Origin of the sequence: Micromonospora sp. NPDC048894 (assembly GCF_040649765.1) — a bacterium.
In the GTDB taxonomy this organism is placed as follows: domain Bacteria; phylum Actinomycetota; class Actinomycetes; order Mycobacteriales; family Micromonosporaceae; genus Micromonospora; species Micromonospora antibiotica.
This window is the reverse complement of record NZ_JBEZFY010000005.1, coordinates 242477-266853: the sequence shown is the minus strand read 5'-3', so window position 1 is coordinate 266853 and position 24377 is coordinate 242477. Positions and strand designations below refer to the sequence as shown.

Here is a 24377-nt window from a genome sequence, read left to right as displayed (position 1 = left end):
GGGTCGTCCGCGTCCCGCGTTCCGCCCGCCCCGGGGCCTGCCCGGGGCGGCCCCGGTCAGTCCTCGTCGAGGTCGTCGAGGCGGGCCAGCCAGGTGGCGAAGCGCTCGATCGGCGTCTCGAACTCGGGGTTGAGGTCGACGAAGTCGCGCAGTCGTTCCCCGAGCCACTCCAGGGTCACCTGCTCGTCGCCGCGCCGCTGCACCAGTTCCTCGATGCCACGATCGGTGAAGTACACCGGGGCTCCTCGTTCCTTGCTGACGGGCCCGGCCCGCCCCCCTGTCAGGGGGGCGGGCCGGGTGGGTCGGAATGGGTCAGGGGCGGGGCAGGGCGGCGTCGATCAGCCCGGTCTGCTCCACCTCGTGCATCTTGGCCGAGCCGACCGCCGGGGCGGCGGCGGCGGGGCGGGAGATGCGACGCAGCCGGACGTCGGCCAGGTGCTCCAGCAGGTTGAGCGCGACGAAGCTCCACGCCCCCTGGTTGGCCGGCTCCTCCTGCACCCAGGCGAAGTCCTCCGCGTTCGGGTACGCCGCGAGCGCGTCGCGGATCTCCTGCACCGGCAGCGGGTAGAGCTGCTCGATCCGGATGATCGCGGTGTCGGTGACGCCCCGCTCCTGCCGGGCGGAGAACAGGTCGTAGTAGACCTTGCCCGAGCAGAGCAGCACCCGCTTGACCTGCTCCCGCGCGGGTGCGGCGGTGTCGGCCAGCACCGGGGCGAAGGTGCCGGTGGTGAAGTCCTCCACCGGGCTGACGCAGAGCTTGTGCCGCAGCAGCGACTTCGGCGTGAACACCACCAGCGGCTTGCGCTTGGGCGACAGGGCCTGCCGGCGCAGCAGGTGGAAGTAGTTCGCCGGGGTGGTCGGGATCGCCACCCGCATGTTGTCCTCGGCGCACATCTGCAGGAACCGCTCGGGACGACCGGAGGTGTGGTCCGGGCCCTGCCCCTCGTGGCCGTGCGGCAGCAGCAGGGTCACCGCGGAACGCTGGCCCCACTTCACCTCGCCGGAGGAGATGAACTCGTCGATCACCGACTGGGCGCCGTTGACGAAGTCACCGAACTGCGCCTCCCAGCAGACCAGCGCGTTGACGTTCTCCACCGAGTAGCCGTACTCGAAGCCCATCGCCGCGTACTCGCTCAGCAGCGAGTCGTGCACGAAGAACCGGGACCGCTCGCCGTCGGCGGTGAGCGACTTGAGCGGCAGGTGGTCCTCGCCGGTCTTGGCGTCGACGATCGAGGCGTGCCGCTGGACGAAGGTGCCCCGGCGGGAGTCCTGGCCGGCGAGCCGGACGGTGACCCCGTCGTGCAGCAGCGAGCCGAAGGCGATGATCTCGCCGTACCCCCAGTCGATGTTGCCCTCGGCGGACATCCTGGCCCGCCGGTCGAGCAACTGCTGGATGCGCTTGTGCGGGGTGAAGCCCTCGGGGAGGTTGACGTGCGCCTCGCCGATCGCCTTGACCACGGCGGCGTCGGTGGCGGTCGCCACCTGCGGCTCCGGCTCGTCCTCGCGGCTGGGCCGGCTGACCTGGCGCGGGGTGGTGGCGGCGTCGCGGGTGGCCTTGAAGACCCGCTCCAGCTGCGACTGGTAGTCGCGCAGCAGCTCCTCGGCGTCCTCGACGGTGATGTCGCCCCGGCCGATCAGCTCCTCGGTGTAGAGCTTGCGGACCGACCGCTTCGAGTCGATGATCTTGTACATCTGCGGGTTGGACATCGACGGGTCGTCGCCCTCGTTGTGCCCGCGCCGCCGGTAGCAGACCATGTCGATCACGACGTCCTTGTTGAACGCCTGGCGGTACTCGAAGGCCAGCCGGGCGACCCGGACCACGGTCTCCGGGTCGTCGCCGTTGACGTGGAAGATCGGCGCCTGGATCATCCGGGCCACGTCGGTGCTGTAGAGGCTGGACCGGCTGTACTCCGGGGCGGTGGTGAAGCCGACCTGGTTGTTGACCACCACGTGCACGGTCCCGCCGGTGCGGTAACCGCGCAGCTGGGACAGGTTGAGCGTCTCGGCGACGACCCCCTGGCCGGCGAACGCGGCGTCACCGTGCACCGCCAACGGCAGCACGGTGTAACCCTCCAGCTTGAGGTCGATCCGGTCCTGCTTGGCCCGGACGATGCCCTCCAGCACCGGGTCCACCGCCTCCAGGTGCGACGGGTTCGCCACCAACGACACCTTGACCGAGTGGTCGCCGGCCGGGGTGGTGAACTTGCCGTTCTGGCCCAGGTGGTATTTCACGTCGCCGGAGCCCTGGGTGGAGCGCGGGTCGAGGTGCCCCTCGAACTCCGAGAAGATCTTCTCGTACGGCTTGCCGACGATGTTGGCCAGCACGTTGAGCCGGCCCCGGTGCGCCATACCGATGACGACCTCGTCCAGCCCGTCCTCGGCGGACGCCTCCAGCACCTCGCCGAGCAGTGGGATCAGCGACTCGCCGCCCTCCAGCGAGAACCGCTTCTGGCCGACGTACTTGGTCTGCAGGAACGTCTCGAACGCCTCGGCGGCGTTGAGCCGGTTGAGCACGTGCTTCTGCTCGTCGGCGGCCGGCTTCTCGTAGCGGCGCTCGATCCGTTCCTGGATCCAGCGGCGCTCCTCCGGGTCCTGGATGTGCATGTACTCGATGCCGAGCCGACGGCAGTACGAGTCGCGCAGCACGCCGAGGATCTCGCGCAGCTTCATCCGCTGCTTGCCGGCGAAGCCGTTGACCGGGAAGGTGCGGTCCAGGTCCCACAGGGTCAGCCCGTGCTGGAGGACGTCCAGGTCGGGGTGCTTGCGGATGGTGAATTCCAGCGGGTCGGTGTCGGCCATCAGGTGGCCCCGGACCCGGTAGGCGTGGATCAGCTCGTGCACCCGCGCGGTCTTGTTGATCTGGCCCTCGGAGTCGACGGCCACGTCCCGCATCCAGCGCACCGGCTCGTACGGGATGCGCAGCGAGGTGAAGACCTCGTCGTAGAAGCCGCGTTCGCCGAGCAGCAGCTCGTGCATGACCTTGAGGAACTCGCCGGACTGCGCGCCCTGGATGATCCGGTGGTCGTACGTGCTGGTCAGCGTGATGATCTTGCTGACCGCCAGCTCGGCCAGGGTCGCCTCGCTCATCCCCTGGTAGGGCGCGGGGTACTCCATCGCGCCGACCCCGATGATCGCGCTCTGCCCCTGCATCAGCCGGGGGATCGAGTGCACCGTGCCGATGCCGCCCGGGTTGGTCAGCGAGATCGTGGTGCCGCTGTGGTCCTCCATGGTCAGCTCGTTGCGGCGGGCCCGCCGGACCACGTCCTCGTACGCCTGCCAGAACTGCCGGAAGTCCATCTGCTCGCAGCCCTTGATGGACGGCACCACCAGGTTGCGGGAGCCGTCGGGCTTGGTCAGGTCGATGGCGATGCCCAGGTTGACGTGCTCGGGGCGGACCATCGCCGGCTTGCCGTCGACCTCGGCGAAGGAGTTGTTCAGCTCCGGGTGCTCGACCACGGCCCGGACCAGCGCGTACCCGATCAGGTGGGTGAAGCTCACCTTGCCACCGCGCCCCCGGGCGAGGTGGTTGTTGATCACGATGCGGTTGTCGACCAGCAGCTTGGCCGGCACGGCGCGCACGCTGGTGGCGGTCGGCACGGACAGCGAGGCGTCCATGTTCTGCACGATCCGGGCGGCCACCCCGCGCAGCGGCGTGGTGCCCGCGGAGCTGGCCGCCGGTGCCTTCGCCGGGGCGGGCTTCTCGGTCGACGCCGGCTTGCCGGCGGACCTGGTGGCCGACTTCGTGGCGGTGGCCGGCTTGGGGGCGGTGGCCGGCTTCGTGGTCGCGGTCGGTGCGGCAGCGGCGGTCGGCTTCGCGGTCGTGGTCGGCTTCGCGCCGGCCGCCGGAGCCTTCGCTGCCGGTTCGGCCTTGGTGGCTGCGGCCGGCTCCGGCGCTGCGGCCGGTTGGGGCGACGCGGCCCTACCGTCGGCCGGGCGCGGTGTCGCGGCGCCCGGGGCAGGTCGGTAGTCGGTGAAGAAGTCGTGCCAGGCCGAGTCGACGCTTGATGGGTCGGCGAGGTAGCGCTGGTACATCTCCTCGACGATCCACTCGTTCGGGCCGAAACCCGCCAGTGGGTTCTCCTGCGAAGTCTGCTGGGTCGACACGGCCGGTAATCGCCTCTTTCACGCGGGTTTGTGTGTCACGCGGTTTTGTGTGTCACGCGGTGCCGCCGTCATGCGAAGTGTCGTGGGACGGAGACGAGTCCCAGGCTACGCCGTGAAAATACGATAGGCATTTCCGCCTCGGCCAGGTGGTCCTTTTCACAAAAATTGTAGGAAGTCAATCAGCTCTTCGTGTCCACCTGGCTCCGGACTGTTCTGATGATCCGGATCGGAGTCAGCTGGTCACCCGCGCCGGGCGGGCCACCGGCTCCCACCCGGGCCTCCCGGTTTCCATCCGGGCCTCCCGGATGGGGGCACCGGGCGGAGACGGAACGGCCCGGCGTGACGGTCGTCACGCCGGGCCGGGCCGGTCGGAGCACGGTCGGTCAGGAGATGTCCCGCCGCCGCATGGTGAGCGTGCCGATCGCGCCGGCCACCACCGCGTACCCGATCAGGACCACCGCGCCCGCCCAGCGGGGCGGGTTGCCGGGGATCTCGGTCCCGCTGACCATCAGCGACGACGCCAGCGACGGCACCAGCACCTGGAGGTCGTTGATCCAGTCACCCCAGCGGGCGGCCAGGATGCTGATCGCGATGGCCGCGCCGACCGCGCCACCCAGGTAGAGCAGGATGCCGGTGACCGTGGCACCGATCTGGCTGCGGATCAGCACCCCGATCCCGACGCCGAGCACCGACCAGAGCAGATAGGCCAGGCCGTTGAGCGCGGTGGCCCGCCAGACCGCGCCGCTGCCGAGCTGGGAGCCCAGGTCGACGCTGCTCATCACCAGTGCCCCGAAGATCAGGTTGAACCCGGTGGTGACCAGCCAGAACAGCACGGCCAGGACGGCCGCGGCGGCCAGCTTGGCCAACATCACCGCGGTGCGGTGCGGCACGGTGAGGAAGGTGGTGGTGACCGTCTGGTGGAAGAACTCGCTGGTCACCACGATGATGCCGAGCAGCATCACGATCATCAGACCGAAGAACTGCCCGTTGGTGTAGACGTTGGCGGCCAGGCTGTCCACCGACTGCGCGGCCTGGATCTGGTCGGCCTGGTCGGCCGGCACGTCGCCGAAGTTGTTGTTGGCCAGCGCGTCGGTCTGCAACCAGTTGATCAGGGCGGTGAGTGCCCACAGCGGCACCGTGATCAGGCCGAAGATCCACCACGTGCTGGTGGTGCGGATCTTCAACAGCTCGGATCGGACCAGGTTCATCGGATGCCCGCCTTCCCGGCCGTCAGCTCCAGGAAGACCCGTTCCAGGTCGGGTCGTTCCGGGGTCAGTTCGTGCAGCTCGACCTTCGCGGCCAGCGCGGCCCGGCCGATCGCCGGGGCCTCCAGCCCGCTGACCAGCAGCACACCGTGCTCGTCGGTCTCCACCGTCGCGGACTGCTCACGCAGCGCCACGGTCAACTCCTCGGCCTGCGGGGTACGCACCCGAACCCGGCCGCCCTGCGCCATCGAGCCGAGCACCTGCTCCACCGGCCCCTGCCGGATCAGCTTGCCGGCCGCGATGATCACCACGTCGTCGGCGAGGAGCTGCATCTCGGACAGCAGGTGGCTGGAGACCAGCACCGTACGCCCCTCGTGGGCCAGCCCCTTGAGGAAGCCCCGCATCCAGCGGATGCCCTCCGGGTCCAGACCGTTGGCCGGCTCGTCGAGGATCAGCACCCGGGGGTTGCCGAGCATCGCGGCGGCGATACCGAGCCGCTGCTTCATGCCCAGCGAGTACCCCTTGAACTTGCGCTTCGCCGCCGGAGTGAGCCCGACCAGGGCCAACGCCTCGTCGGCCCGGCTCTTCGGCAGGCCCGCCGCCGCACAGATCACCCGCAGGTGATTGATCCCGGTACGACCCTTGTGCGCGCTGGACGCCTCCAGCACCGCGCCCACGTGCCGCAGCGGGTCGGTCAGGTCGGCGTACCGCTGGCCGCCGATCGTCGCCGTGCCACCGCTCGGGGTGACCAGGTTCAGCAGCATCCGCAGAGTGGTCGTCTTACCCGCCCCGTTCGGGCCGAGGAAGCCGGTCACCCGGCCGGATTCGACCGTGAAGGACAGGTTGTCGACCGCCCGTACGTTCTTGTACTGCTTGGTCAGTCCGGACACGACGATCTGGCCGGTGCTGGGGCTCCACTGCCCGTCGGACATCGTTCTCCTCCCGTGCGGCGGCGCCTCGCGCGCCGCAGTCTGCGGCGTCGTTACGCAACGCGCCGCTGACCAGCCTGACTGGCCTGGTCAAGATATGCCATCAGCCCGGGTCGGTAAGTCGTGCTCCGTCTCAGGCAGGAGGCGGTCGTCCTCAGGGACGAGACACGGGCGGCAGCGCCACCCAGGTGGCGCGGGCCCGACCGAGCAGCGCGCCGGCGCTGCCGTAGAGGCTGGTGTGCACCACCGCCAGCCGTCCCTCCGCGGTGATCACCTTACCGGTGACCACGCACTCCTCACCGGGTTCGGGAAGCGCGTCGAGCGCCACGGCGATCCGGCCCAGCACGTACGGCCGGCCGGGGGCGATCACCGCCCAGCCCCCGGGGCAGTCCAGCGCCGCCCAGGCGGTCGGCGCGGTCACCCGTCGGGGGGTACGCCACGACGCGGCGGTCCGGCCGTCGGGCAGCCGACCGGGAAAGATCCGCAGCCCGTCCGGGTGCTCCGGGCCGCAGACGTAACAGCCGGGGAAGGGGTGGTCCACCAGTCCCGGATAGCCGGCCGAGGCGGCACGCGCGGTCACCGGGTCCACCGGGGCGACCGGGTCGGGCAGGTCGCCGGCCGGGCGTACCTCGGCGACCAGGTGCCCGTCGGGGTCGTACACGTCGCCGTCGGTGAGGGTGAGCGGGATGTCCAGCGGCGGCGGACGACGCAGCGTCACCTCGACCGGCCGGTCCGTGTCGTACGCCCCGGCGAAGACCCCGGCGCTCCACCCGCCGTTGCCCGAACCGGGCGGGCCGTTGTACCGGGATTCGATGATCATCGCCACTCCGCACGTCGTCGTCCGCCCCGGATGGCCGGACGCCCGCAGGCAGCCTCGCACGCCCCACCCGCACCACGGCACGCGCCGCCGGACCCGGGCCCACCCGACTGCCGACCGACATCCGGGCCGGCCCCGGCGGCCCCGCAGGTCACTGCGGGGGCGGCCCGCCGACCGGCGTTCACCGGATCGACACCCGTCAGGCGGGGGCCCGGCCACCCGGGGCACCTACACAGGTCCCATGGCTGTTCTGCATGCCGCTGGCGCACCCCTGACGACCAGTGGATACACCCTGCTGATCGCCGACGACCCGACCCAGGTCGCGGCAGCGCAACGCCTGCGCCACGAGGTGTTCGCCACCGAACTCGGCGCGACCCTGCGTCCGGATGCCGCCGGACTGGACACCGACGACCTCGACGCCCACTGCGACCACCTGATCGTCCGTGAGGAGCGCACCGGCGCGGTGGTCGGCACCTACCGGCTGCTGCCACCGGGCCGCACCGGGCGTCGGTACGCCGCCGAGGAGTTCGACCTGACCGCGTTGGACCCGCTGCGTGACCTGCTGGTCGAGACCGGGCGTTCCTGCGTCCACCCGGACCACCGCTCCGGCGCGGTGATCAACCTGATGTGGGCCGGGCTGACCCGCTACCTGCACCTGCGCGGCTCCAACTGGCTGGGCGGCTGCGCCTCGGTGCCGGTCGACGACGGTGGCCGGGCCGCCGCGCAGGCGTGGGCGCTGGGCCGCGCCGGTCACCTGGCCCCGCCGCTGCTGCGGGTCCGTCCGCTGCGGCCCTGGTTCGCCGAGCCGGGCGCGGCGGCGGCGGAGACCGCCACCGGGGACTCCGCCGGGCGGGCACTGGTCCCGCCGCTGCTGCGCGGCTACCTGCGGCTGGGCGCGTGGATCGCCGGGGAACCGGCGTACGACCCCGACTTCCGTTGCGCCGACTTCTACGTGCTGTTCGCGCTGGACCGGATGAACCCGCGCTACCTGCGGCACTTCCTGGGCGGGGCGGCGCGGTGAGCGCCGAACTGTGGCGTCCGACCGCCGGCTGCGGCCCGGACTGCCTGCCGGGGGCGCGGCGGGTGGAGGTGTCGCCCGGCCGGCAGGTGGCCCGACTGCTGGGCGTGCTCGGGATGCTGCTGGTCGGGGCCGTCCTGGTCGTACTGCTGCCGGTGCTGCCGACGGCGGGGCGGGCGTCGGCACTGCGGGGCTGGGCCCGGTGGACCGCCGGTGCGCTCGGGGTGCGGCTGGCGGTACGCGGGCGGCTGCCCCGGCGGCGGGCGCTGCTGGTCGCCAACCACGTCTCCTGGCTGGACATCCTCGCGGTGCTGACGGTCGCTCCGGCCCGGCTGCTGGCCAAGCGGGAGGTGCGGAACTGGCCGCTGCTCGGGCTGCTGGCCCGCGCCGGGGGCGCACTCTTCGTGGACCGGTCGCGACCCCGGGACCTGCCCCGCACGGTGGACCGGCTCGCGGCGACGCTGCGGGCCGGTCACCCGGTCGCGGTCTTCCCCGAGGGTACGACCTGGTGCGGCGTCGCTCCCTCGGCCGGCTGTCGACCGTCGCGGGGATTCCGGCCGGCGGTCTTCCAGGCGGCGATCGACGCCCGGGTCCCCGTGGTGCCGCTGCGGATCAGCTACCGCTCTGCTGCCACCGGGGCGACGACCACCACCGCCGCCTTCCTCGGCGACGAGACCCTGTGGCGCTCGGTGCGTCGGGTGCTGGCCGCCCGGGACCTGGTGGTGCACGTCGCGGTGACCGCCGCCCTGCATCCGGCCCCCGGCGCGGACCGTCGGCTGCTGGCCCGCGCCGCCGAGTCGGCCGTGCACCTGCTCCCGCCCCGCCCGGTCGTCAGCCGGCCCACCCTGGCCGCTGTGCCCGGGGTCGCCCCGCCCGGGTCCGCGTCCGCGCCGGCCGCCGGGAAGGGCCTCGGCCTGGCCGCCTGACCCGATCTCATCCGAGGGCTGCTTCGACGGCATGATCCACTCGGGTGGGCCGTTGTTGCGGCGCCCTGGCGACCGGTTACCGCAACATCGGCCCAAGTGAGTGAAGCGGAGGTGGGGGCGAGGCGGGGGTGGGCATTGGTGGGTTTGCGACTCGCGACAGTCTTGTTCTATCGCGATGTATCGCGTTACGCTTCCTCCGTGCAGTGGCGCGGCCGTCGGCCGCGACCCCGGAGGGAGACGTCATGACCAACTGGACGGTCGACAGACCACAACGGATCACCATCGAGGGGCCGGTCACCCAACTCGACGTACGACTGATCACCGGCCGGCTCAACGTGGTCGGCACCGACGGCCCGGCCCGGGTCGACGTCACCCGGGTCAGCAGCCGGCCGGTCATCGTCGAACACCGCGACGGCGTGCTCCGGGTCGGCCACGAGCGCCACCCGCGCTGGCCCGGGTTCCTCTGGTGGCTCGGCCAGCTCGGTCGCCGGTTCCGGGCCGAGGTGTCCATCGCCGTCCCGGCCGCCGTCCTGGCCGACCTGCACCTGGTCGACGGCGCACTGGTCGCCTCCGGGCTGGTCAACGACACCACCGTCAACGTGACCTCCGGGCAGATCACCCTGATGGGGCTGGCCGGGCGAACCAACGCGCGGATCGTCTCCGGCCCGGTCGAGGCCCTCGGGGTCACCGGTGACCTCACCCTGGACACGGTCTCCGGCGAGGTGACCCTCGCCGAGAGCGCGGCGGGCCGGGTGCACGCCAACACCATCTCCGGGGCGATCACCTGCGACCTGGACAACCCCCGGCGCAGCGAGATCCGGCTCACCACCATCTCCGGGCCGATCACCGTACGGGTCCGTGAGGACAGCGACCTCGCCGTCCACCTGCACACCACCTCCGGGCGGATCACCAGCGGCTTCCCGCAGGTCGGTGGCGGGGTCGGCGTCGGCCCGGTCAAGGACAGCCACGGGGTGCTCGGCGCGGGCGAGGGTAAGCTCTGGGCGTCCGCGACGTCCGGCAGCATCGCCCTGCTCGCTCGGCCGGTGGACGCCGACCAGGAGGAGCTGCCGTGACCGCCGTGTTCAGTCACGGGCGGCTGCGGCTCTATCTGCTCCGGCTGCTCGACGACGGCCCCAAGCACGGCTACGAGCTGATCCGGCTGCTGGAGGAGCGCTTTCTCGGCCTCTACGTCCCCAGCGCCGGCACCATCTATCCCCGGCTGCAACGGCTGGAGGCCGACGGCCTGGTCACCCACACCGCCGCCGGGGGCCGCAAGGTCTACGAGATCACCGAGGCGGGCCGGGCCGAGCTGCGCCAGCGCGCCGACGAGGTGACCACCCTGGAATCCGACATCACCGCCTCGGTGGAGGATCTCTCCGCCCTGGCCGGGGAGATCCAGACCGAGGTACGCGGCTCGGTGCGCGACCTCAAACGCGAACTGCGCGAGGCCACCCGGCAGACCCGGCTGACCCGCTGGGACCGCCCGACCCCGACCCCGCAGCCCCGCCCGGCGACCCCCACCTCGCCGTCGCGTCCGGCGGCCCCCGCCGACGGCGACTCCCCACTGCTGGCGGAGTTCGACCAGCGGCTGGCCGCGTTCACCGTCGAGGTCGGGGCGCTGGTCCGGGCCGGACGGCTCAGCGACACCCAGCTCCGTACCGCGATCCGGGTCCTCGACGGCGCGTTGGACGGGCTGAGCCGGCTACTGCGCTGACGGCCACGTGTCGCGGGCGTCGCCCCGGTCGTCGTGCTCTCCGCCGGCCGCGACCGGGGCACCGGACGGCTTCACAGGATTTTTGCAGCAACCGTCCAGCGCCGCCGCAGCGACATCACGGATGATGGCCAGCATGGCCGCTACCCAGACTGAGGCGCGACTGCTCGTCGTCGAGGACGACCCCAACATCCTCGAACTGCTCTCCGCCAGCCTCCGCTTCGCGGGGTTCGACGTGGCGACCGCCACCAGCGGCAGCGCGGCCCTGCACGCGGCCAAGGACCACCGCCCCGACCTGGTGGTGCTCGACGTGATGCTGCCCGACCTGGACGGCTTCGAGGTCATCCGGATGCTCCGGGAGGGCGGCACGCGTACCCCGGTGGTGTTCCTGACCGCCCGGGACGCCACCGACGACAAGATCCGGGGGCTCACCCTGGGCGGCGACGACTACGTCACCAAGCCGTTCAGCCTGGAGGAGCTGACCGCCCGCATCCGGGCGGTGCTGCGACGCACCGCGACCGGCGAGCAGGCCCCGTCCCGGCTCACCTTCGCCGACCTGGAGCTGGACGAGGAGACCCACGAGGTGCACCGGGCCGGTCAGCGGGTGCAGCTCTCGCCGACCGAGTTCAAGCTGCTGCGTTACCTGATGCTCAACGCCAACCGGGTGCTGTCCAAGGCGCAGATCCTCGACCACGTGTGGAACTACGACTTCCGGGGCGACGACAACATCGTCGAGTCCTACATCTCCTACCTGCGCCGCAAGGTCGACAACACCCAGCCCCGCCTGATCCACACCCTGCGCGGCGTGGGCTACGTCCTGCGCAAGCCGGCGGCGTGAATCCGCTCGACGAGGCGAAGGGACGGATCCGGAGCGTTCCGCTGCGGGTCAAGCTGGTCGCGGCGGTCCTCACCCTGGTCGCCGTCGCCCTCGTGGTGATCAGCTCGCTCACCACGTACTTCCTGCGGGAGTACCTGATCGGGCAGGTCGACGGCGAGTTGCAGTCGGCCAGCGTCCAGGTCGGCCGGGCGCTACCGGACCTGGAGAGCGGACGGGTCAAGGCCGCGCTGCCCACCGACTACGTCGTCGCGCTCGCCGACGAGGACACCTCCCGGTTCATCGGGTACGACCCGGCGCTCGAACCGGACGACCTTCCCCCGGTCCCGGCGGACCTGCCCGGGTTCCGGGCTGACGAGGGCGAACCGTTCACGGTCCGCTCGCAGGACGGCCGGGAACGGTGGCGGATGCTCTACCGGGAGCTGTCCGACGGCCGGGTCCTCGCCGTCGGGCAGCACCTCACCGACGTCGACCTGGCCGTCAAGCGGCTGATCTGGATAGACATGCTGGTCGGCGGGGCGGTGCTGATCCTGCTCGCCTCGATCGGCGCGGCCATCGTGCGGACCAGCCTGAAACCGCTCGTGGAGATCGAACGGACGGCTGCGGCGATCGCCGGTGGCGACCTGACCCGCCGGGTGCCCGACCCCGAGGAGGGGCAGGAGTGCGCCACCTCCGAGCTGGGCCGGCTCTCCCGGGCGTTGAACGCGATGCTGGCCCAGATCGAGGCCGCCTTCACCGCCCGCGCCGCCTCGGAGATGGCCGCCCGTACGGCCGAGGCCGGCGCCCGGGACGCGGCGCACGCCGCGCTGGCGTCGGAGGCCCGCGCCCGGCGGTCGGAGGAGCGGATGCGGCAGTTCGTCGCGGACGCCTCGCACGAACTGCGTACCCCGCTGACCACCATCCGGGGCTTCGCCGAGCTGTACCGGCAGGGCGCGGCCCGCGCCCCCGAGCAGACCGCCGACCTGCTGCGCCGCATCGAGGACGAGGCGGCCCGGATGGGGCTGCTGGTGGAGGACCTGCTGCTGCTCGCCCGGCTGGACCGGGAACGCCCGCTGTCGCTGGCCCCGGTGGAGCTACCGGTGCTCGCCTCCGACGCGGTCGAGGCGGCCCGGGTGGTCGCTCCGCAACGGCGCATCGAGCTGGAGATCGCGCCGGGCTCCGGCCCGCTGGTGGTGCACGCCGACGACGCCCGGCTGCGGCAGGTGATCGGCAACCTGATGACCAACGCGCTGACCCACACCCCACCGGAGGCGTCGGTGACCCTGCGGCTGCGTTCCGAGGCCGGGAACCTGGCCGTGGTGGAGGTGGCCGACACCGGGCCGGGGCTCGCCCCGGAGCAGGCCGAGCGGGTCTTCGAGCGGTTCTACCGGGCCGACGCGGCCCGGACCCGCCGGGCCAGCGGGATCACCAGCACCGGGCTGGGGCTGGCCATCGTCGCCGCCCTGGTCACCGCACACCAGGGCACGGTGGAGGTGGCCGAGACGCCCGGCGGCGGGGCGACCTTCCGGGTCCGGCTGCCGCTGCTGTCCGAGTCCGGCGGTGACGGTGAGTGATCCCACTCCGGGCCGGGAGTGGCTTTCAGAAAACTTCCAGGGGGATTCCAGGCTGGTGACAGTGGCACAGGGAAAACTAGTGGCATGACCGAGTTCGAGACCGACCCGCAGCGTCGGCCGGCTGCCACCGACGCCGAGCCGTCGCACCCCTCCGCCGAGCCGTCCCGCGTCGAGCGCGGCGAGTCCGACACCACCGCCTCTCCGGGCGACGCCGCCGGCACCGCGGGGGCGCCGGCCGGCACATCCCACCCCGGATCGCCGTACGCGCCACCGTCGTCGCCGTACGCGCCGCCCGCCGCGAGCGCGTACCCGCAGTCGTCGTACCAGCCTGCGGCGGCCTCCGGTGACCAGGCGTACCGGCCCGGCTATCCGGCGTCCACCGGCTACCCGCAGGCGGGGCAGTACCCGTCGGCCGGTTACCCGCAGCCCGGCCAGCACCAGTCCGGCTGGGCCGGCGGCTACCCCGGCCAGCACCGCCCCGGCCAGCCGGGCGCGGCGGCGCAGTCCGCCGGTTATCCCGGTCAGCCCGGTTCCGCCGTCGGCGGTCAGCCGGGTGCCGGTTACCCCGGCCAGCCCGGCGCGCAGTCGTCGGGGGGTTACCCGGGGCAGCCGTCCGCCGGCTACCCGGGTCAGCCCGGCCCCGGCGGGCCGCAGCAGCCCGGCCAGCCGGCCCCGCCGTGGGCGTCCGGCCCGGCGCCGCAGGCCGGCAGGGTGGCCAAGTTCGTCGGCGCGGGGGTGGCGGTCTTCGCCCTGATGCTCGGTTCGGGCGTGGCCGGCGGGGCGCTCGCCCTGGCGGTCGACGGCGACGGGGGCGGCATCACCCGCAACTACTCGGCCGCCCCCGTGATCAACAGCGCCGACCTGCCGAAGATCGCCGCCTCGGTGCAGGACAGCGTGGTCTCGATCATGACCGACAGCGGTGAGGGATCGGGCGTGGTCCTCAGCTCCGACGGCTTCGTGCTGACCAACAACCACGTGGTCGCGTCCGCCTCCGGCAAGACCGTCCGGGTGGTGTTCGCCAACGGCCAGTCCGCCTCCGCCGAGATCCGCGGCACCGACCCGAAGACCGACCTCGCGGTGGTCAAGACCAGCGGCCTGGACAACCTCAAGGCGGCGAAGTTCGGCGACAGCGACGCCATGCAGGTGGGCGACCAGGTGCTCGCCCTGGGTAGCCCGCTCGGTCTGCAGGGTTCGGTGACGGCCGGCATCCTCAGCGCCCGGGACCGCACCATCCAGGCCGGCAGCGGCGACAGCCCGCAGCAGGCCCCGCAGGGTGGCGCCAGCTCGATCTCCGGCCTGCTCCAGACCGACGCCCCGATCAACCCGGGCAACTCCGGCGGCGCGCTGGTCAACACCCGGGGCGAGGTGATCGGCATCAACACCGCCATCGCCACCGCCGGGCAGGGCAGCACCGGCAACATCGGGGTCGGCTTCGCCATCCCGAGCAACAAGGCCAAGAACGTCGCCGAGAAGCTCCAGCGGGGTGAGAAGGTCAGCCACCCGTCCCTCGGCGTCAGCGTCAACGCGGCCGAGGACGGCGGGGCCCTGGTGGCCGCCGTCACCGGGGGCAGCGCCGCCGAGAAGGCCGGCATCCAGCGGGGAGACGTGATCACCAGGTTCGGCGACAAGGTGATCAACGACTCCAACGATCTGGTCGGCGCGGTGCAGGCCGGCAAGGTCGGCGACCGGGTCCAGGTGACCTACAAGCGAAATGGTACGGAGGCGACTGCAACCGTGACGCTCGCCGAGACGTCATAGTCCTCAGACCTACCTCCTCCGGGCGGCGGGCGGCGGAGCCAAGGGGGTTGGCTCCACCGCCCGTCGCCGTACGCACCCCGGCCGGGCCCCACCCGACCGGGGTGCGTTTGGTTGTCCGGCCAGCGGGAAATCGCCGCCGATCCCGGGTCGGGACGAGGTTCCGTAGCGGGACAACGGGGGAGGATTCGTGGCCGTGACCCACCGTCCGTCGGAACGCCCACCGTCCGGGCCGCCACTGCGGATCGCGATGCTCGTTCCGCCCTGGCTGTCGGTGCCGCCGCCCGGTTACGGCGGGCTGGAGCAGGTGGTGCACGGGCTGGTCGACATGCTGGCCAGCCACGGCCACCAGGTGACCCTCTTCGGGGCGGGCCGGCAGCACGGCACCGCCGCCGACTTCGTCTCCACCATCGACGAGGTGCAGTACGACCGGCTCGGTGAGTCGCTGCCGGAGCTCGCCCACCTGGCGCGGGCCAACCAGTTGATCTCTGCCGCCGACTTCGACGTGATCCACGACCACACCACGATCGGGCCGCTGGTCGCCGGCCGGCGTGCGGTGCCCACCGTGGCGACCGTGCACGGCAACCCGGTCGGCGAGTACGGCGCGGTGCTCAGCGACACCGACCACGGGGTGGGCCTGGTGGCGATCTCCCACGCCCAACGGCGGGCCAACCCCGGCCTGCCCTGGGTCGGCACGGTGCACAACGCCCTCAACGCCCGGGACGTGCCGACCAAGCGGCAACCCGGCCGGGGCCCGGTGCTCTGGCTGGCCCGGTTCAGCCCGGACAAGGGCCCCGACACGGCGATCCGGGCCTGCCGGGCGGCCGGCCTGCCGCTCACCCTGGCCGGCAAGTGCAACGAACCGGCCGAGCGCCACTACTTCGCCGAGGTGGTCCAGCCGATGCTGGGCGACGACGTCGACGTGATCATGAACGCCGACCGGGAGGCGACCCTGCGGTTACTGGTCGACGCCCGCTGCCTGATCATGCCGATCCAGTGGGAGGAACCGTTCGGCATGGTGATGGTGGAGGCCATGGCGACCGGCACACCGGTGGTGGCGCTGCGCCGGGGCGCGGTGCCGGAGGTGGTGGTCGACGGGGTGACCGGACTGGTCCGCGACCGGGCCGAGGAGCTGCCGGCGGCTCTGCGCGAGGTGGTCCGGCTCGACCCGGCGGCCTGCACCGCCCACGTGGCCGACAACTTCTCCACCGGGCGGATGGCGCGCGGCTACGAGGCGATCTACCGGGCCGTGGCACTCGGCGTGGCCCCGCCCGTGCACCGGCCCGTCGCACTGCGTACCCGCTGAGCGGGGTGCGGGGCGGTGCAGCGGACGGTGGTTCCGGTGCCGGCGCGGGGTGTCAGACGGCGGTCGCGGCCAGTTTCCGGGCGGCGGCTTCGAGTTGCCGGCCGTACGCCGCGGTGATGCCACCCTCGTCGATCCGGCGGGTGACCTTCTCGCGGAGCGCGGTCGCCTGCGCGGGCACGTCGGCCTGGCCCTCGGCGGCGGACCGGGTCAGGTTGGCGAGCACGTTGCGCAGGTCCAGGCCGACGTCCTCGCGGACCTCGCCGGTGCGGACCCCGTCGTCGATCAGCTGACGCATCCGGTCGGCCGCCTCGGTCAACCCGCCGCCGCCCTGCCCGCCGTCGGGGGTGGTGGTGGGCTGTGGGCGGGGCGGTGTGGGCGTCGTGGTGGCCCGCCGGGGCGCCGGCTGCGCGGTGGGGCCCGCCGGTGGCTGGGTGCGCGGCGGCGACGGCTCCGTCGCCGGGGCCTCGGTCTGCCGGGCGACCGGCGGGGTGGTGTGGGTCCCCGGCTCCAGTAGCGGGGCGAGCAGGAGGACCGCCGCGACGGTGAACACCACCAGCGCGCCCACCGCCACCAACGGCCGCCGCGACGGCGGCAGCTCCGGCTCCGGCTCGTCGGGCCCGGTCGCCGCACCACCGTTACCCGCGCCGCCGGCACCTGCGCCACCGTTGGCCGTGCCACCTGTGCCACCTGTGCCACCTGCGCCGTTGTTCGCCGCGCCGTAGGCGGTGTGCCGGCCGGCCGCCGCGCCAGGGCCCGGCGGCCCGCCTGCGGGGGACCGGTCGCCGGCTGCGCCGCCGGACCCCGCCCCGGCCAGCTCGGCCCCCGGGATGCCGGTGCCGGCCGCACCGACGCCGGCCACTGCGCCCACCCCCGAAGCCGCGCCGACGCCGCCCGCCGCACCGACCCCCGACGCCGTGCCCGGCGTGCCGGCCAGTGCGGGCAGGGTGACCGTGGGGGAGAGCATGGTGGCCGCCTGCGGATCACCGGGCAGCAGCTGGTCCCGCAGCGCGGTGGCGACCTGGTGCGCGGTCGGCCGGTCGTGCGGGTCCCGGGCCAGGCAGCGCAGGCAGACGTCCACCACCACCGGAGGCAGCCCCGGTACGCCGTCCAGCGACGGTGGTGTCTCGTCGACGATCGCGTCGGCGAGCTGTTCCCAGGTCTCCGCCGGGTACGGCGGATGGCCGGTCAGCGTCTCGTAGAGCAGCACGCCGAGGGAGTAGACGTCGGTCGACGGCTGGGCCGGCGCCCCGTCCAGGCGTTCCGGGGCCACGTACGCCGGGGTGCCGAAGGTGCCCCCGTCCTCGTCGTCGTCGGGGGTGCCGACCTGGGTGGCGATGCCGAAGTCGAGCACCTTCGCCCCGGTCCGGGTCATCATCACGTTCGCCGGGGTGATGTCCCGGTGCACGATGCCCAGCCGGTGCGCCGCCGCCAACGCCTCGGCGACCTGGGCGCCCACCTCGACCGCCTCCGGCCAGGGCAGCGGGCCCTCGCTCAGCCGGTGCTCCAGCTCCTCGCCGGTGAGCAGCTCCATCACCACGAACGAGGTGATCTCGCCGTCCGGGGCGAGCGCCTCGCCGTAGTCGTGCACCGCGGTCACGTGCGGGTGGACCAGTTGGGCGGCCGACCGGGCCTCCTCGCGGACCATGTCCCGGAAGCGGGCGTCGGCGGCCAGCGACGGCGCGAGCACCTTGACCGCGACGACCCGGTCCAGCACCTCGTCGCGGGCCCGCCAGATCACCGACATCCCGCCGGCCCCGATCCTGTCGAGGAGCCGGTACCTGCGGGCCAGCAACCTACCGGCGTTCAGGGCTGCCATCAGTGTTCGCACCTGCCTGGGGTTCGGGGTGGTGTCAGGTTGCGCGAATGTGTCCCCCCTGTCAACGGTTGTCCATTTGTCCGGTGACCCTCTGCAGTGGCCGTTTCGCCCACCGCCACCGGTTCCTGATCGACGCCGGTGACCAGCGGCTGCGCCGGCAGGCACGGGCGGTGGCGTGCCAGGATGAACGACATGAGTGGCGGTCCGGTGGCGTTCGTGCTCGGCGGCGGGGGAGTGCTCGGCGCGGTCGAGGTGGGCATGCTGCGTGCCCTGTTCCGGGCCCGGATCCGCCCCGACGTCGTGCTCGGCACCTCGATCGGCGCGGTCAACGGCGCTTTGGTCGCCGCCGACCCGTCCGAGGCGGTCACCGACCGGCTGGTCCGGCTGTGGGCGTCCCCGGAGGCGAGCGAGGTGTACGGCGACTCGGTCGCCCGGCAACTGCGCCGCTTCGCCGCCCGTACCCACCTGCACTCGCCCCGGCCGCTGCGCAAGCTGCTGGAGGGGGAGCTGGGCGCGGACACCACCTTCGCCGACCTGAAGGTGCCGTTCCGCTGCTGCGCGGCCAACATCGAGCGGGCCGCCGAACACTGGTTCCACACCGGACCGCTGGTGCCGGCGGTGCTCGCCTCCGCCTCCGTACCGGGGCTGCTGCCGCCGGCACAGATCGACGGCCAGCACTACATAGACGGCGGGATCGTCAACTCCATCCCGATCGGCGAGGCGGTCGCGGTCGGCGCGACGCAGATCTTCGTCCTCCAGGTGGGGCGGATCGAGCGGGAGCTGACGCCGCCCCGCCGACCGTGGGAGATCGCCCAGGTCGCATTCGAGATCGCCCGCCGGCACCGGTTCGCCCGGGAGATGGCGGCCCTGCCCGAGGGGGTACGGGTGCACGTGCTGCCGACCGGCGGGCTGGAACCACGCGACGACAGCCCGTGGGCCTACCGGGACATGGCGGCGGTGGGACGGCGGATCAGCCGCGCCTACACCGCCTCCCGGCACTACCTGGCGAGCCTGGACCGCTGATGCCGCTGCCCCCTCGGTGGGTACGCCGGCTGTTGTTCGCACCCGGGGTGATCCTGCTCGCGGTCACGGTGCTGACCGCGGTGCCGGTCTGGGCGCTGCTCGCGCTGGCCGCGTCGCCGTTCGTGCCGGGCCGGTTGCGCCCGCTGCGGCTGCTCTGGATCGGGTGCGTCTACCTGGTCTGGGACGCCGCCGCACTGGTCGCCCTCTTCGTGCTGTGGCTGGCCTCCGGGTTCGGCCGGTGGAAGCGCACGCCGTCCTTCCAGCGGGCACACTACGTGCTCGCCGGCTGGTTCCTGCGGGTGCTGTTCTGGCAGGCCCGGTGGACGCTGCGGCTGAGCATCGACGTGGTCGGCACCGACCCGGACACCGCCCTGCCGGGCCGGCCGGAGCTGGTGCTCTGCCGGCACGCCGGCCCGGGTGACTCGTTCATCCTGATCCACTCCCTGGTCAACTGGTTCCAGCGGGAGCCCCGGATCGTGCTCAAGGAGGCGCTCCAGTGGGACCCGGCGATCGACGTGCTGCTCAACCGCCTGCCCAACCGGTTCGTCGCCGCCGGTGACGGCCGGGACGCGGCGGTCCGGCAGATCGGCCACCTCGCCACCGGCCTGGACGACGACGACGCCTTCGTGATCTTCCCGGAGGGCGGCAACTTCACCCCCGGCCGACGCGTACGGGCCATCGACCGGCTCCGCGCGCTCGGGCTGGAGCGGATGGCGGTGCGCGCCGAGCGGATGCAGCACGTGCTCGCCCCGCAGCCCGGCGGGGTGCTCGCCGCCCTGGACGCCGCACCCGAGGCCGGCGTGATCTTCGTGGCGCACACCGGCCTGGACCGGATGCTCACCGTCGCCGACGTGTGGCGGGAGCTGCCGATGGACAAACGGATCGTGATGCGGTTCTGGTCGGTGCCGCCCGAGGACGTCCCGACCGGCCGGCAGGAACGGATCGACTGGCTCTTCGACTGGTGGGACCGGATCGACAGGTGGATCGCCGCCAACCGGGACGGCGTGACCGCTGAGTGAACGCACCGTGACGGTCGACCGTTTCGCCGCCGATCCCACGTAGGGTGCGCAGGTGGACCAGATCTGCGTGGTGACGACGGTGGTGGACTCGCGCTCCGTCGCGGACCTGATGGCGGCTGCCGCGGTGGCCGGGCGGCTGGCCGCCTGCGCCCAGGTCGGCGGCCAGGTCGACAGCACGTACTGGTGGCGGGCCGGGGTGGAGACCAGCACCGAATGGTCGGTGCAGTTCAAGACCGCCCCGGACCGGGCCACCGCGCTGGTCGGCCAGATCCGGGCCAACCATCCCTACGAGGTGCCCGAGATCCTGGTCACCCGGGTGGACAGCGGCGACCCGGCGTACGCGCTCTGGGTGCACGAGAACACCCGTACCTAGGTACGGGCACTCTGGCCAGGGGTTGCCGCCCACCGGCAGGATGGCCGGGTGCAGAACACCGGTTACCCCTGCCCCCGCTGCGGTGCGCCCGCCGAACTGACCCGCGGGTGCGTCGGTTGCGGGTTCGGGCCGTACCCGCCCGCCGCCGAGGTGGTCCGGCTGGACCGGGAGATCGTTTCGCTCGGCCGGGAGGTGGAGCGGGCCCGGGAGGCGTACCAGGGGCTCGGCGCGCGCCTGCTCGCGGCGCAGCGCCAGCGGGCGGAACTGGCGGCCCGGATCCGCCGGGAGATCCCCGCGCCGGTCCCGGTCGGTGCGGCGGTCCGCGTACCCGCGCCGGCCGGACGTCCCGTCCCGCCGGCTGTTCGTCCGGCAGGCCACCCGGTCGTCCCGGCCGCGCGCCCGGTGGTCCCGGTGCGTCCCGGCGGTGTCGTCGGGTCCGGCGGGTCCGTGCCGCCCGCCGGGTCCGGACCCCCACCCGTGGGTACGCCGGGCCGCCCGGAGACCTCGACCCGGACGATCCAGTGGCTGCTGTTCGTCCTCGGTGGCCTGCTGCTGGGCACGGCGGCGGTGGTCTTCACCGCGGTCGCCTGGGCGGCGGTGGGGGTGGCGGGCCGGGCGCTGATCCTGGCCGGGTTCACCGCGCTCGCCCTGGCGGTGCCGCTGGTGGCGAAGTGGCGCGGCCTGCGCGGCACCGCCGAGACGTTCGCGGCGGTGGGTCTGCTGCTGGTGGTCCTCGACGGGTACGCCGCCTGGTCGGTGAACCTGCTCGGCACCGCCGACTGGTCGGGCACCCGGTACGCCGCCCTGGTCACCGGGCTCAGCGCGGCGGTCGCCACCGGGTACGCCCTGCTCAGCCGGCTCACCGTGCCGTGGTTCGCGGCGCTGTTCGTCGTCCAGCCGGTGCTGCCGCTGGCGGTGGCGCAGTCCCGGCCCGGAGCCACCGGTTGGACGCTGACGTTCCTCGGGGTGGCGCTGCTCGACCTCGCGGTGGTGGTCGCGCTGCGCCGCCGCTCGCCGGCCCCGCTCGCCGTTCCGACCGGCCCGGTTCCGACCGGCCCGGTCCCGGCGGTCACCGGGTCGGCAGCGAACCGCCCGGTGCCGGCCGGGCCTGATCCCGCCGCTCCGCCACTGGCCGGAGCGGTGCCACCCGGGGCGGCTCCGGCCGCTGCGGGTCCCGGGGAAGCGGTGGTGGTGCCCGCCGGGGGGTCGGGCGCCACCACCGTCCCGGCGGACGGGGGACCGGCGGCCGGCGGGGGGCCGGTCGCCGGACCGCCCGGTTCCACCGCTGTGCTCGCTGGCCGGGTGCTCGGTTGGCTCGGCTTCGGTGCCGCGACGACGGTCGCCGCGAGCTGCGCGCTGGTGCCGCTGGTGCTCGGCCGGGCCGGCGGTCAGCCGCTGCTGGCCGGCCTGCCGATGCTGCTCGTCGGCCTGGTCCTGGCCGGTGCGGCCCGGGTCGCGGGTGCCGGGGTGTTCCGCCAGCTCACCACCGGGCTGCTGGTGCCGTTGCTCGCCGTCGCGATGCTGCGGCCGGTGGCCGAGCTGCGGGCCGGGTTCCTGCTGCTCGCCGTCGGCCTGGTGGCGGCCGCTCTGGCCGGCGGCGTCCGGCTGCTGCCGCAGCGGCACCGCACCGGCCCCCGGGTCGGCGCGCTGCTGGTGGCGGCCGGTGCGGCCCAGGTCACCGTGCTCGCCACCGGTTCCCTCGCGGCGCTCGCGGTGGGCCGGTCGCTGCCCGCCTGGCAGGGGGCCGCCGCGGGTCCCGATCTCCCGTGGGGCTGGCAGCTCCCGCTCACCGCCCTGCTCACCGTCGGCGCCGGCCTCCTGCTGCTGTCGAGGACGGCCCGTCCGGTGACCGTACTGCTGGGCGTGGTGGTCACCGCCGCCGCGCTACCGGCGGTGACCACCACGCCGTGGCCGGCCACCCTCGCGGTCGACCTGGTCGTCGGGGCGGCACTGCTGCCGGTGGCGGTGCTGCGGTGCCGTCGTGCCGCGACGGTGCTGGTCGGCGCGGCCGGTGCCGCCGTGCTGCTCGGGCACGGCCTGCTGGTGGCGGCGGCAGAACCGGTGGGGCTGCTGGCGGCACTCGGGGTGGTACTGGTCGTCGGGCTGGCGGTGGCGCTGCCCCCCCGCCCGGCGAACGCCGTCGCGGCCCGGGTCGCCGGGGTCGCCCTGACGGTCGCCCTGCTCACCGTGCCGGCCGGCGCTGCGGTCGCGCTGCGGGCCGCCGGGTCGCCGGCCTGGTGGCAGCTGCGGGTCGGGTTCGCCGCCGCCGTGCTGCTGCTGGTCCCGCTGCTCGCGCTCCGTCGCCGCCGTCCCGACCTCGACGGGTACGCCGGCACCGCGCTCGCCGTGGCGCTGGCCGCCGTGGTCACGCCGACCGTCGTACCGGGTGGGGAGTCGTTGGCCCTCTATGCCGCGGCGGCGCTCGGCATGCTGGTGCTGGCCGAACGGCGTACCGCTGCGGTGACGACCGGCCGGGTGGTCGGCGTCGGCCTGGCCGGGCTGGCCCTGGTCGCCGCCGCTCCGCTGACCCTCACCGCGTTGGTCGCCCCCTACGGTGACCCGGTCCGACCCTGGTCGGGGGTGCCGACCGGGGACGGCGCGTCGGGTGCCCCGGCGGTCGGTGTGGCGCTGCTGGTCCTCGCCCTCACCGCCGCGCTGCTCGTCCACCGGTACACCGGCCGCCGGTCCGGGTCGGCCGTGGCCGCGCTGCCGTTCGGGGCGGCGGCGCTGCCCGTGCTGCTGCTCGTCGGCCCCGCACCCTGGCCGGTGGTGCCGGCGGTGGTCCTGCTCGTCGGCAGCGCGGCGCTGCTCACCGCCGCGCTCGCCGGCCCGGTTCGGACTGCCCCCGCTGCCACGGCCACCCCGCCTGCGGCTGTCCCGGGTGGGCCCGGTTCCGGCGCGGCACCGACAGCGGGTGGACCGCCGGTGGGCCACCGGCGTGGCGGGGAACTGCTGGTGCCGGTCACCACCCCGATCGGTCTGCTGTGGACGTTCTTCGGCCTGGTCGGGCTGCTCGCCACCCGGGCCGGTACGTTGGCCGCGCTGGCCCTGCTGGTGATCGTGACGGCGGTGATCGGTGCGGTCGGCAGGCGGCCCGGAGTACGGCTGCTCGGCTGCCTGACCACGGTCGCGGCGGCCACCTCCTTCGCGTTGACCGCGCCCCTGGCCGCCGGCCTGCCGACCCGGACGGCCGGGTTCCCGGTGCTCGTGGTGGCGGTGGCGGTGCTGCTCGGCGCACCCCTGCTGGCCCGGCGCGGGTCGCTCACCGTACGGGCGTTGGAGGCCGCCGCGCAGGCGGTGGCCGTGCTCGCCCTGCTGCTCACCGTCGGTGCGATCCGACACGCGGCGGTGATCTGCGTGCTCTGGGGGGCCGCCGTGGCGCTGCGGGTGCTGTACCCGGGTCAGTCAGCCGGCCAGCGGTGGGTCTTCGGGGCGGTGGCCGGTGGCAGTGAACTGCTCGGCGCGTGGCTGCTGCTGATCAGCGGCGAGGTGGTGCTGCTGGAGGCGTACACCCTGCCGGTGGCCGGGCTGACGTTGGTGGCCGGCCTGCTGGCGCTGCGGAGCCGGCCCGGGTTGACCAGTTGGCTGGCCCTCGGCCCCGGGCTCGCCGCCGCTCTGCTGCCCAGCCTGGTGTCGGTGCTGGTGGCGGCGGACCCGCAGCCCTGGCGGCGGCTGCTGCTGGGCGGTGCCGCGCTGGGCGTGGTGCTGGTCGGCGCGGTCCGGCGCTGGCAGGCGCCGGTGGTGCTCGGCGGCGGCAGCCTCGTCCTGCTCGCGCTGCACGAACTGGTCCGGGGCTGGGACCTGCTGCCCCGCTGGATCTACCTGGCCGTCGGCGGGCTGGCGTTGATCACGCTCGCGGCCACCTACGAGCGGCGTCGGCGGGATGTGAGCCGGCTGCGGGCGGCGGTGGGCCGGATGGGCTGAGCCGCCCACCGGTAGGGTCGTGCCAAGGCAGCGCCTGCGCACCGCCGAGCCGGCGCGCGGACG

18 protein-coding genes are annotated in these 24377 nt (G+C 73.7%); 12 read left to right on the top strand and 6 right to left on the bottom strand.

The window, feature by feature from the left end:
- Positions 1-56: 56 nt before the first annotated feature.
- The 5 genes from AB0C22_RS13300 to AB0C22_RS13280 form a co-directional block, all read right to left on the bottom strand.
- Positions 57-236, bottom strand: a complete 180-nt coding sequence (locus AB0C22_RS13300) for a DUF6104 family protein (protein WP_091241170.1) — start codon at positions 234-236, stop codon at positions 57-59.
- A 76-nt stretch (positions 237-312) separates the two neighbouring features.
- A complete protein-coding gene (locus AB0C22_RS13295) occupies positions 313-4104 on the bottom strand; it encodes a multifunctional oxoglutarate decarboxylase/oxoglutarate dehydrogenase thiamine pyrophosphate-binding subunit/dihydrolipoyllysine-residue succinyltransferase subunit (protein ID WP_357535064.1) in 3792 nt (1263 codons plus the stop codon).
- Positions 4105-4487: 383 nt separating this feature from the next.
- The gene (locus AB0C22_RS13290; protein WP_208568347.1) at positions 4488-5312 is read right to left on the bottom strand and encodes an ABC transporter permease; all 825 of its coding nucleotides are present in this window, start codon (positions 5310-5312) and stop codon (positions 4488-4490) included.
- Entirely contained in the window at positions 5309-6241 is a 933-nt protein-coding gene (locus AB0C22_RS13285) for an ABC transporter ATP-binding protein (RefSeq protein WP_219464502.1), read from the bottom strand. The genes AB0C22_RS13290 and AB0C22_RS13285 overlap by 4 nt, the downstream gene beginning before the upstream one ends.
- Before the next feature lie 151 nt (positions 6242-6392).
- The gene (locus tag AB0C22_RS13280; RefSeq protein WP_219464501.1) at positions 6393-7058 is read right to left on the bottom strand and encodes a hypothetical protein; all 666 of its coding nucleotides are present in this window, start codon (positions 7056-7058) and stop codon (positions 6393-6395) included.
- A gap of 238 nt (positions 7059-7296) precedes the next feature.
- On the opposite strand from AB0C22_RS13280, the gene AB0C22_RS13275 reads away from it, so the two are divergent.
- The 8 genes from AB0C22_RS13275 to AB0C22_RS13240 all read left to right on the top strand — a co-directional run bounded on the left by AB0C22_RS13275 (position 7297) and on the right by AB0C22_RS13240 (position 16159).
- Positions 7297-8076 carry a GNAT family N-acyltransferase gene (locus AB0C22_RS13275; protein WP_357535062.1) on the top strand — a complete coding sequence of 260 codons (780 nt, stop codon included), beginning with the start codon at positions 7297-7299 and terminating at the stop codon, positions 8074-8076.
- On the top strand, positions 8073-8999 hold the full coding sequence (locus AB0C22_RS13270) for a lysophospholipid acyltransferase family protein (protein ID WP_219464499.1): 927 nt from the start codon (positions 8073-8075) through the stop codon (positions 8997-8999). Before AB0C22_RS13275 ends, AB0C22_RS13270 begins: the two co-directional genes overlap by 4 nt.
- Before the next feature lie 242 nt (positions 9000-9241).
- Positions 9242-10072, top strand: a complete 831-nt coding sequence (locus AB0C22_RS13265; protein ID WP_219464498.1) for a DUF4097 family beta strand repeat-containing protein — start codon at positions 9242-9244, stop codon at positions 10070-10072.
- Positions 10069-10713, top strand: coding sequence for a PadR family transcriptional regulator (locus AB0C22_RS13260; protein ID WP_219464497.1), 645 nt, complete (start codon positions 10069-10071; stop codon positions 10711-10713). Before AB0C22_RS13265 ends, AB0C22_RS13260 begins: the two co-directional genes overlap by 4 nt.
- Before the next feature lie 133 nt (positions 10714-10846).
- Positions 10847-11548 carry a response regulator transcription factor gene (locus tag AB0C22_RS13255; protein ID WP_091068807.1) on the top strand — a complete coding sequence of 234 codons (702 nt, stop codon included), beginning with the start codon at positions 10847-10849 and terminating at the stop codon, positions 11546-11548.
- The gene (locus AB0C22_RS13250) at positions 11545-13098 is read left to right on the top strand and encodes a HAMP domain-containing sensor histidine kinase (RefSeq protein WP_219464495.1); all 1554 of its coding nucleotides are present in this window, start codon (positions 11545-11547) and stop codon (positions 13096-13098) included. Before AB0C22_RS13255 ends, AB0C22_RS13250 begins: the two co-directional genes overlap by 4 nt.
- 84 nt (positions 13099-13182) lie before the next feature.
- Positions 13183-14856 carry a trypsin-like peptidase domain-containing protein gene (locus tag AB0C22_RS13245; protein WP_357535059.1) on the top strand — a complete coding sequence of 558 codons (1674 nt, stop codon included), beginning with the start codon at positions 13183-13185 and terminating at the stop codon, positions 14854-14856.
- Between the two features lie 247 nt (positions 14857-15103).
- Positions 15104-16159: a glycosyltransferase family 4 protein gene (locus tag AB0C22_RS13240; RefSeq protein WP_208568493.1), complete on the top strand. Its 1056-nt coding sequence runs from the start codon at positions 15104-15106 to the stop codon at positions 16157-16159.
- A gap of 52 nt (positions 16160-16211) precedes the next feature.
- On the opposite strand, the gene AB0C22_RS13235 is transcribed toward AB0C22_RS13240, so the two are convergent.
- A complete protein-coding gene (locus tag AB0C22_RS13235; protein ID WP_357535057.1) occupies positions 16212-17975 on the bottom strand; it encodes a serine/threonine-protein kinase in 1764 nt (587 codons plus the stop codon).
- 192 nt (positions 17976-18167) lie between these two features.
- On the opposite strand from AB0C22_RS13235, the gene AB0C22_RS13230 reads away from it, so the two are divergent.
- Genes AB0C22_RS13230 through AB0C22_RS13215 form a run of 4 tightly spaced genes read left to right on the top strand, consistent with a single transcriptional unit; the run spans position 18168 to position 24314 of the window.
- Entirely contained in the window at positions 18168-18998 is an 831-nt protein-coding gene (locus AB0C22_RS13230) for a patatin-like phospholipase family protein (protein ID WP_208568494.1), read from the top strand.
- Positions 18998-20017, top strand: a complete 1020-nt coding sequence (locus AB0C22_RS13225) for a 1-acyl-sn-glycerol-3-phosphate acyltransferase (protein ID WP_219464489.1) — start codon at positions 18998-19000, stop codon at positions 20015-20017. Before AB0C22_RS13230 ends, AB0C22_RS13225 begins: the two co-directional genes overlap by 1 nt.
- Positions 20018-20069: 52 nt before the next feature.
- Positions 20070-20390: a divalent-cation tolerance protein CutA gene (cutA, locus tag AB0C22_RS13220; protein WP_208568358.1), complete on the top strand. Its 321-nt coding sequence runs from the start codon at positions 20070-20072 to the stop codon at positions 20388-20390.
- A 48-nt stretch (positions 20391-20438) separates the two neighbouring features.
- The gene (locus tag AB0C22_RS13215) at positions 20439-24314 is read left to right on the top strand and encodes a hypothetical protein (RefSeq protein ID WP_357535054.1); all 3876 of its coding nucleotides are present in this window, start codon (positions 20439-20441) and stop codon (positions 24312-24314) included.
- The last annotated feature ends 63 nt before the right edge of the window (positions 24315-24377 follow it).